We start from the raw sequence: 7,852 nt of genomic DNA on the forward strand, positions 1-7,852 counted from the left end.
ATCGGGCCCCGAGGTCATCGAGACCAACCGCGGCGTCGAGGAGTTCGATTCCCGCGATCGCGCCCTGATCTGGCGCACCATGGGCGGCAAGCACCGCCGGCTCCTCGGCGCCGCCGACGTCTTCGCCGACGACACCGTGCAGGATTTTCGCGAGGCCGCGCGCGATTTGCTCGGCCTGGTCGGCCCTTTCAGCCTCGACAGGCTGAAGGCCGAGCAGGAGCGGCTTGCCGGCAGGTTACGCCGCTTCGGCGCCTGCGCGGATGCCGTCGACATCTGGACGGCGGAGGGCATCGCGCATGCGGACACCGTTCCGGAGCTGCCCGCCGACCAGTTCATTGCGCTCGCCAACAGGATCGGGGAGACCAGCCGTGACGCTCGATGACATTCTCGCCTCGCTGTTTCCGGACGGCCATGAGGTCAGCAACGACAAGGGCATCATTGCCGGATCGGCGACGCTGCGATCCCATGGCAGAATTCTCGTCATCGGCGTTGCCGATCGGACCGCGCTCGGCGTCGACGAAGCGATCAGGCTCTCCGGACATGTGCTGGACTCGATCGGCCGCGGCAGCGGGCCGATCCTGGTCCTCGTCGACAGCGACAGCCAGCGCATGAGCAAGCGTGACGAACTGCTCGGGCTGAACGAATTCCTGGCGCATCTGGCGAAGGCGCTGATCTACGCGGACATGAATGGCCGTCCGACCATCGGTCTGCTGTACGGCCATTCCGCCGCCGGTGCCCTGCTTGCGACGGGCCTTGCAACCCGCGTGCTGGTCGGATTACCCGGCGCCGATCCCGCGGTGATGGATCTGCCGTCGATGGCGAAGGTCACCAAGCTGTCGGTCGAGGCACTCCAGGAGAAGGCGAAATCGACGCCGGTGTTCGCGCCGGGCTTGTCGAACCTCGCGCGGATGGGCGCCGTTCACATGACATGGCGCAATGACGCCTCGCTCGCCGACCAGATGGCGGCGCTAATGGCTGACATGCCCGCCGTGCAGGACCGGCGGGATGCGCTCGGCAGGGAACGTGGTGGCCGGATCAAGGCTGCCGATATCGCGGAGCGGGTTCGTGACCTGGCCCTGCAAACCCGGTGAGCGGCCGCCCGGCCGCCACGACCTCGTCTTTGTCAGCCCGGAGGGCTGGCGCGCGCTGCTCGAGATGCGCGGCGATCTCGCCGCCGATCCCCTGGTCGGGTGTTGGCCCGTCATGGGATGGCCGACGATCAGGCGGCGCGCGCTGCCAGGCGAGGCGACCGGCCTCGCTTTGGGCCTGCCGCTGCCGCCCTCTGCCGGCAAGAAGCGGCTCTCCCTTCTCGCTGATGTCGGCCATGTCGTTTCGGTTGCGAGACCGCCCTCGCTGCGGGAGGTGCGTGCCTCGGCGCCGCGTCACTGGAGGCTGACGCTCGATCGACTCGACGAGCTTGCACTCCGGCATGCGGTGGATGTGCGGATATTCGGCAGCCTCGCCTGGCAGTCGCTGACCGGGCTCGATTACGTGACCGACCGCTCCGATCTCGACGTCCTGCTCGAATTCCACCGCGAAACGGATCTGGATGATCTCGCGGCCGATGTGGCCGCGATCGAAACCGCAGCGCCGATGCGGCTCGATGGCGAGCTGATGCGCGCGGATGGTGCGGCGGTGAACTGGCGCGAATTCCACGGCGGTGCGAGCGAGCTCCTGGTCAAGACCATCGGCAGCGTGGCCGTGCTCGACAGGGATCGATTCATTTCGGGAGCGACGGGATCATGATCACCGCGGCCGCACGCGGGGCTGAACCGCTCGTTTCGTACCGGACGCGAAGGGTCGCCGATACCGCAGCCATCGGCGACGTCGCCGCCGATTGCCTCGTCATGGAGCTGGAAACCTGGCCGAAGCCGGGGCTCGTGAGCCATGTCGACAATGGCAGTCACGACGACATGGATGCCGGCATGTTTCGCCGCAGCGCTGCGGCCATCAGGCCTTACTTTCAACGGCTCGCCGACGCGGGCGCGCTTGGTTGCGGCATGGGACGGCTGAGGATCATCGGCCTGGAGGCCGAACGTGCGATGCTCGCGGCGACCTCCGGCATCAACACCCATCGCGGCGCGATCTTCGGGCTCGGGCTGTTGTGCGCGGCGGCGGGTGCGAGGGCCGGCGGGCTCGCCGATCCCGGGCTGCCGCTCGGCGATGTCGTGGCACGCGTCTGGGGCGGCAGCATACTCGACGGTCCGGTGCTGCTGCACAGCCATGGCAGCACCGCGCGCCGCCGCTATCACGCGGGCGGCGCCCGTCTCGAGGCCGCGACCGGGTTTCCCAGCGTCTACCGGATCGGCCTGCCTGCCTTGCGCAGGACGACGCCGGCCGTGCCCGCGGAAGCGGAAGCCGCCCGGGTCGAGGCGTGCTTTGCCCTGATCGCGTCCGTTGAGGACACAAATCTCCTGCATCGCGGCGGGCTCGACGGCCTTCGCTTTGCCCATCGCGCCGCGCGTCACTTCATCGACGCCGGCGGGGTGTGTGCGGCCGGCTGGCGTGCGCGCGCGCAATCGGTCCATGAAAGCTTCGTCGCCCGGCGTCTCAGCCCGGGCGGATCGGCCGACCTGCTTGCGATGACGCTGTTCGTCGACGCCCATGAGAGGCCCGGCTCATGACGTCGAACGTCATATTAATGGCGCTGGTGCCGGTCTTCTTCGTCCTGCTGCTCGGGTTCGTTGCAGGCAAGGCCCGCATCGTCGACAACGATCACGTCGAAGGTCTCAATGCGCTCGTGATGGATTTCGCCTTGCCGGCCTCGCTGTTCGCTGCGACCGCATCGGCCCCGCGCGACCGGATCACCGACCAGGTCCCGGTCTTCCTGGTGTTCGGCCTGACGATGCTGATCATCTATCTCGCCTGGTACTGGTTCGAGCGCAGCTTCTTTGCGGTGACGAGGTCCGATGCAGCGGTGCAGGCTCTGACGGTCGGTTTCCCGAATCTTGCCGGCGTCGGTCTGCCGATCCTGTCGACCGTGCTGGGGCCGGCCGGAGTCGTCCCGGTCGCCGTCGCGCTGGCAACCGGCTCTATCCTCGTCAGCCCTCTGACCCTCGTGATCGCCGAGATGAGCGCCAGCAAGAGCCGCGGCGCCGACACGCCGACGCCGCCGGTTCTGACGGCAGTCCGGCGCGCGTTCGCCAAGCCGGTGGTGTGGGCGCCCGCGCTCGGCGTCATGCTTTCACTGTCTGATCTGAATCTCGATCCGCTTGTTCATGCCTGCCTCGTCCTGATCGGAAACGCGGCCGCAGGCGTTGCCCTATTCCTGACCGGTCTCGTTCTGTCGGCCCAATCGCTCCGGCTCGATTGGCGTGTCGTTGCCGCAACGGGAGCTGCGGACATCTTGCGTCCGTTGCTGGCCGTCGCGATCGTCTACGTCTTTCACCTCGGTCCTGACGTTGCGAAAACGGCAATTCTGCTTGCGGCATTGCCGTCGGGCTTTTTCGGCATTCTGTTTGCGGTCAACTACAAGCTGGATTCCGCGACGGTGGGGTCGATGGTCATCGCCAGCACCGGATTCAGCGTCGTGACCCTTGCAATTGCGATCGCAGTGCTCTTTCCCCATTAGGCCGCGACCATGACACTTGCGATCCTGTGCTCGGGACAAGGCAGACAGCATCGGGACATGTTCGCCCTCACGGGCAACGCACCGGAAGCCGCGGACTTGTTTGCGCATGCGACAACCCTGCTGGGCGGCAGGGATCCACGCGATTTCGTACGCAGCGAACCCATCGAGGCTCTGCATCACAACCGGGCCGGCCAGATTCTGTGCACCTTGCAGGCGCTGGCCGCCGCGGCCGCGCTGGGAAATGCGATGCCTCGCGGCGCCATCTTTGCCGGCTACAGCATCGGTGAGCTCGCAGCCTGGGGCGCGGGCGGCCTGCTCGATGCGTCCGTTACGCTCGACCTTGCGGCGCGCCGGGCGGAAGCCATGGATGCGGCCACGCACGCCGGTGACGGGCTGATCTTCGTCCGCGGTCTTTCGCGAGAGGAAGTCGGTCGCCTTTGCGAGCGTCATGGCGCAGCGATCGCCATCGTCAATCCCGGCGATGCCTTTGTCATCGGCGGCGGCCGCGAGGCGCTGGGCAGGCTTGCCAAAGACGCGCGGGCGATGCACGCCGCAAGGATCGTCGCGTTGCCGGTTGAGGTCGCCTCCCACACCAAACGGCTCGCCGCGGCGTCTGCCGTCTTTCGTGAGACCTTGCGCCTGGCATCGGTGGTATTCCCGCCGAGGAGCGGAGCGCGCATTCTGAGCGGGATCGATGCCGCTCCGGTCGTCTCGCTCGAAACCGGCCTCGACAARCTCGCCGCGCAAATATCGCAAACCGTGCAATGGGCAGATTGCCTGCAAGCCTGCGTCGAAGCGGGGGCGACGGGGTTTCTCGAACTCGGGCCGGGACATGCGCTCAGCGGCATGGCCGTGGAAATCGGGAGCGGACTTCCGGCGCGCTCRCTGGATGATTTCAGGAGTCTTCAGGGCGTGCGGGCCTGGCTTGTGCGTCATCTGAACGGCTAGACGCGGAGTGGAGCCGGTCCGATCCCGGACAGATCGCGCGCGACGCGGTCAAAAAAAGGGCCGTCCTTGGGGGGAGGACGGCCCTCAAATGCTCGGATGCCAGGGAGGGGCACGAGCCGTGACTTGGGGTCTCAGTCACTAACATCTGCAGCATCGCCGATCCGGCGGGCAAAGTATTTCAAGTCCCCAGGTTGTTTCTCAGTTCGCATGATTCACGCAGGTCCGCCGGCAGGACGCGAGACATTGCCTGGCGTGCCGGAACCGGATCGACGCCAGCGAGCCTGGACGACGCCAGCGCGTTCCGGCTGGCGCATCGCCAACGTGCCGGCGTGTCGCCCACAATCCGTTTGAAAACGGTCGAGAAATGCGCCTGCGTGCAGAAGCCGACCGTCAGCGCCACTTCGGCCAACGACGTCTCGGTATGCGACAACAGCGATTTCGCATGCTCGATGCGCTGGTGCAGCAGGTACTCGCGCGGCCGGTATCCGGTCGCGGCGCGAAACTGCGCCGCAAAGTGCATGCGGGACAATCCCGCGGCGCCGGCAAGATCGGACAGGCTGATGCAGTGGTCGAAGTGCGCTTTGACATATTCTTCGACGCGGCGAAGACGCCATTTCGGCAGGGCGTTGACTTTCGTGCGCGGCAGTTCGCGCCGGGCCACATGCATCGCCAGCGTCCGGGCGATGCAGCGCGCGAATTCCTGATCGGCCGAGTGGCCGTGTTCGGTCAGCGCCCTGGCGAGCTGCTCGGCCAACGGATCGCGCAACAGCACGAGATCGTTCAGAGCCCTGGGCGTGAGCGGCCTCGTTCCCGGCGGCGAGGATGAAAGGCAATTGGCGGAGACGTGGAAGTGCAGGAAGTCGCACGGCGCCTGGAATTGCGCGCTGAGCTGCTGGCAGGGCGAGCCGACATACAGCGTCCCCGCCGGCATGATGCCGTCAAAGATGGCCTGATTGCCTCTGGTCAGCTTGAGACGGGTCGTCTTCAAGGCAATCGAGAAGAAATATCGGCCGGGAGGCGTTGTCGCTTCGTCGTGCCTTACGGCTGTTTGCGCATAGGTCCAGCGCGAGATTGTGATCTCCTCGGACGTCGTGCCCACGCGTTGCCTGGGCTGTCGCCACTTCCGCTCGTGGAAAAATGTGGACGTCCCCTGCGGGGGATCTGGTTCGCCGTGGCTGGGTTGATACGTTGACCGAGCTCCGGCCGCTTGCATATCGGTGAGCATCATTCGTTCCCTGTCTTAGGTCCTGCTGCCGAGCCGCCGAATGCAACAGTGGATGCCACCACGATAGGTCTGATCCCGCCCCAAAGCTCGTGATCGATCCTTAAGGACTGTGAGATTTTGCAAACGCGAAGGAAGCGACCGTATGTCGCGATGAAATCAATTAGATCAAGCGGCCAAAGGGCTTGGCCGCTGATCCGGATGTTGCACGACGCGATGTGATGACAGCCGCCGGGATGGGTGGAGCGACCCTGGCGAGATCGATTCAGGGAAGACGCGGAGAAGCGTCGATACCGGGGGCGAGGCCCGGAGCGACTTTCTCGGCCGGAGGAACTGAGGGTTCCCGCGCGTAGGGAATCRCTTCCACCTCCGGGAGCTGTTGCGATGTGCTCTGCAAGCAGTTCGGACGGGGTGGGCGTCCTTTGCCGAACCAGTCGGATACGGGATCCACGAGGCTTGCGCGGAGCTGGTCGAACCAGGTTTGGCGGCCAACCGCGGCAGGCTGCCGAATGGTCACTGTCGCTGTCATGCCGGAAACGAGCGGCACGTCCGGCGGCACCGTGTCGATGGCGACGCGAACCGGCACGCGCTGCGCAAGCCGCACCCAGGTGTAGATGGGATCGACGTTGGGTAAGCCTTGTGTGCCGGCCGCGGCGTTCGACACGCTGATGCCGCGAGTCACGGTCTTCACATGTCCCAGAATGGGTCTGGAGTAGCCGACCAGCTGTGCCTCTGCGCGATCGCCCACGCAGACGCGGGCCATCTTGGTCTCTTCGAAATAGCCGTCGATCCAGAAACTGTTGGAATCGATGACGGAGACGTTGCTGACGCCGGTGACGGCATAGTCGCCGACGCGCAGCAGGAGGTTGGTGACGTAGCCGTCGACGGGGCTCGTCACATTGGTACGCTTCAGGTTCAATTCGGCCTGTGCGAGCTGATGGGCCGCAGCCTCGTAGGCGGCCTTGGCCTGCGTGGCATTGCCGGCGAAGATCTGCTGTTCCTCGGGTGTCGCTGCAAGATCGGACAGATGCTGGCGCCGGTCGAACTCGGCCTGCTTCACCTCCAGGTCCGCCGCCCGCTGGTCGACGACGGCCTTGCCGACGCGGACGGCCACCTCGAAGTCGAAGGGATCGATGACGTAGAGCACATCGCCCTTGTGGACGAACTGGTTGTCGGCCACCCGCAGTTCCACGATCTTGCCCGGAACTTGCGGCGCGACATTGGCGACCTGCACGCGCACGCTGCCATTCCGCGTCCAGGGCGCGGTGACGTAATGCTGCCACGTCGCAACCGATATCAGGACGGCGACCAGCGCGATGGCGAGGGTCGCGAGATGCCTGCCGGCGCCAGCCATGAACCGCCCGATAGCCTCGCGTCGCGACGCGGTTGAGGGCGTCGCCTGCCAGGGAGCTTTGTCGTCGGCGCCGCGATTGCTGGTGTCACGCGCCACGGGTTCTTCGAGGCCAGCCATGACTCGTCTCCTAGAAAAACAATGCCAGCAGGCCGAAGATCACCACATAGAGGCTGAGCTCGGCCAGTGACGGGCTACTGAAAAATCTCGCAAATCCGACCAGGCGCAGCACAGGGCGAAGCATCAGGAACGCGACCAGCGCGATTGCGGCATAAGAAACGATGGGAGCAATGAGCACGCCGCCGAAGACGAGCTCCCGATACGTGTTCGTCATGACCGCTTCCCTTGGCTGGGGCCGGTGAGAGTCTGCGGCGCTGCGAACGCAACGCTTGCCGGCACGAGCGCGGCAATGGCCGCATGGGCAGGCAGGCCGCTTTGAGCGGCCGCTTGGCGCAGCGCCTCGGCAGCCGCGAGGATCGCTGCTCCGCTCCGCAGCGCAAGGGCCRTTTCCGCGGCGCGCGCCGCGCCGGCAAGCGGTCCTGCCGTCAGCCGGCTCAATTCCGCGCGGCATCGCCGCAGGCTCGCCGCCCGGTCGAAATAGTGCATCGCTTCGGCGACGGTCTGATCGTCAATCGGGGAGGCGCCCCTGGCCGTCACGATCTGCTCGATCCGCGCGGCGTCGCGAAACCCGGCTTCCTCGGGTGCGAGATGCCGGGTTCGTGCGCTGTCCGGTTGGTTCAGTTCGCGCCTTGCCTCGTCC

Annotated in this window: 8 protein-coding genes and 2 pseudogenes; 6 read left to right on the forward strand and 4 right to left on the reverse strand. The window is 66.1% G+C overall.

The window, feature by feature from the left end:
* From ACXJL8_RS27380 to ACXJL8_RS27405, 6 genes and pseudogenes are all read left to right on the forward strand, one after another.
* Positions 1-382: pseudogene (locus tag ACXJL8_RS27380) on the forward strand (biotin-independent malonate decarboxylase subunit beta); the annotation flags it as partial.
* Positions 369-1,091: a biotin-independent malonate decarboxylase subunit gamma gene (gene mdcE, locus ACXJL8_RS27385; protein WP_456617606.1), complete on the forward strand. Its 723-nt coding sequence runs from the start codon at positions 369-371 to the stop codon at positions 1,089-1,091. The pseudogene ACXJL8_RS27380 and the gene mdcE, both read left to right, overlap by 14 nt.
* Positions 1,066-1,746, forward strand: a complete 681-nt coding sequence (gene mdcG / locus ACXJL8_RS27390) for a malonate decarboxylase holo-[acyl-carrier-protein] synthase (RefSeq protein ID WP_456617605.1) — start codon at positions 1,066-1,068, stop codon at positions 1,744-1,746. Before mdcE ends, mdcG begins: the two co-directional genes overlap by 26 nt.
* On the forward strand, positions 1,743-2,624 hold the full coding sequence (gene mdcB, locus ACXJL8_RS27395) for a triphosphoribosyl-dephospho-CoA synthase MdcB (RefSeq protein WP_456617604.1): 882 nt from the start codon (positions 1,743-1,745) through the stop codon (positions 2,622-2,624). Before mdcG ends, mdcB begins: the two co-directional genes overlap by 4 nt.
* Positions 2,621-3,571, forward strand: a complete 951-nt coding sequence (locus tag ACXJL8_RS27400; protein WP_456617603.1) for an AEC family transporter — start codon at positions 2,621-2,623, stop codon at positions 3,569-3,571. Before mdcB ends, ACXJL8_RS27400 begins: the two co-directional genes overlap by 4 nt.
* A 9-nt stretch (positions 3,572-3,580) precedes the next feature.
* A complete protein-coding gene (locus tag ACXJL8_RS27405; RefSeq protein ID WP_456617602.1) occupies positions 3,581-4,519 on the forward strand; it encodes an acyltransferase domain-containing protein in 939 nt (312 codons plus the stop codon).
* 178 nt (positions 4,520-4,697) lie between these two features.
* Here the strand turns inward: ACXJL8_RS27405 and ACXJL8_RS27410 are convergent, their stop codons facing one another.
* From ACXJL8_RS27410 to ACXJL8_RS27425, 4 genes and pseudogenes are all read right to left on the reverse strand, one after another.
* Positions 4,698-5,744, reverse strand: a complete 1,047-nt coding sequence (locus ACXJL8_RS27410) for a helix-turn-helix domain-containing protein (RefSeq protein WP_456617820.1) — start codon at positions 5,742-5,744, stop codon at positions 4,698-4,700.
* 262 nt (positions 5,745-6,006) lie between these two features.
* Complete coding sequence (locus ACXJL8_RS27415) at positions 6,007-7,212, reverse strand: biotin/lipoyl-binding protein (protein ID WP_456685915.1); 1,206 nt, start codon at positions 7,210-7,212, stop codon at positions 6,007-6,009.
* A 10-nt stretch (positions 7,213-7,222) separates the two neighbouring features.
* Complete coding sequence (locus tag ACXJL8_RS27420; protein ID WP_456617600.1) at positions 7,223-7,426, reverse strand: DUF1656 domain-containing protein; 204 nt, start codon at positions 7,424-7,426, stop codon at positions 7,223-7,225.
* Positions 7,423-7,852: pseudogene (locus tag ACXJL8_RS27425) on the reverse strand (FUSC family protein); the annotation flags it as partial. The gene ACXJL8_RS27420 and the pseudogene ACXJL8_RS27425, both read right to left, overlap by 4 nt.

The organism is Bradyrhizobium sp. P5_C11_2 (assembly GCF_054049755.1).

Excerpts from the sequence above, each read along its gene's own strand:
- mdcB (WP_456617604.1), top strand. The coding sequence starts at position 1,743 with ATGATCACCGCGGCCGCACGCGGGGCTGAACCGCTCGTTTCGTACCGG.
- ACXJL8_RS27400 (WP_456617603.1), top strand. The coding sequence starts at position 2,621 with ATGACGTCGAACGTCATATTAATGGCGCTGGTGCCGGTCTTCTTCGTC.
- ACXJL8_RS27410 (WP_456617820.1), bottom strand. The coding sequence starts at position 5,744 with ATGCTCACCGATATGCAAGCGGCCGGAGCTCGGTCAACGTATCAACCC.
- ACXJL8_RS27420 (WP_456617600.1), bottom strand. The coding sequence starts at position 7,426 with ATGACGAACACGTATCGGGAGCTCGTCTTCGGCGGCGTGCTCATTGCT.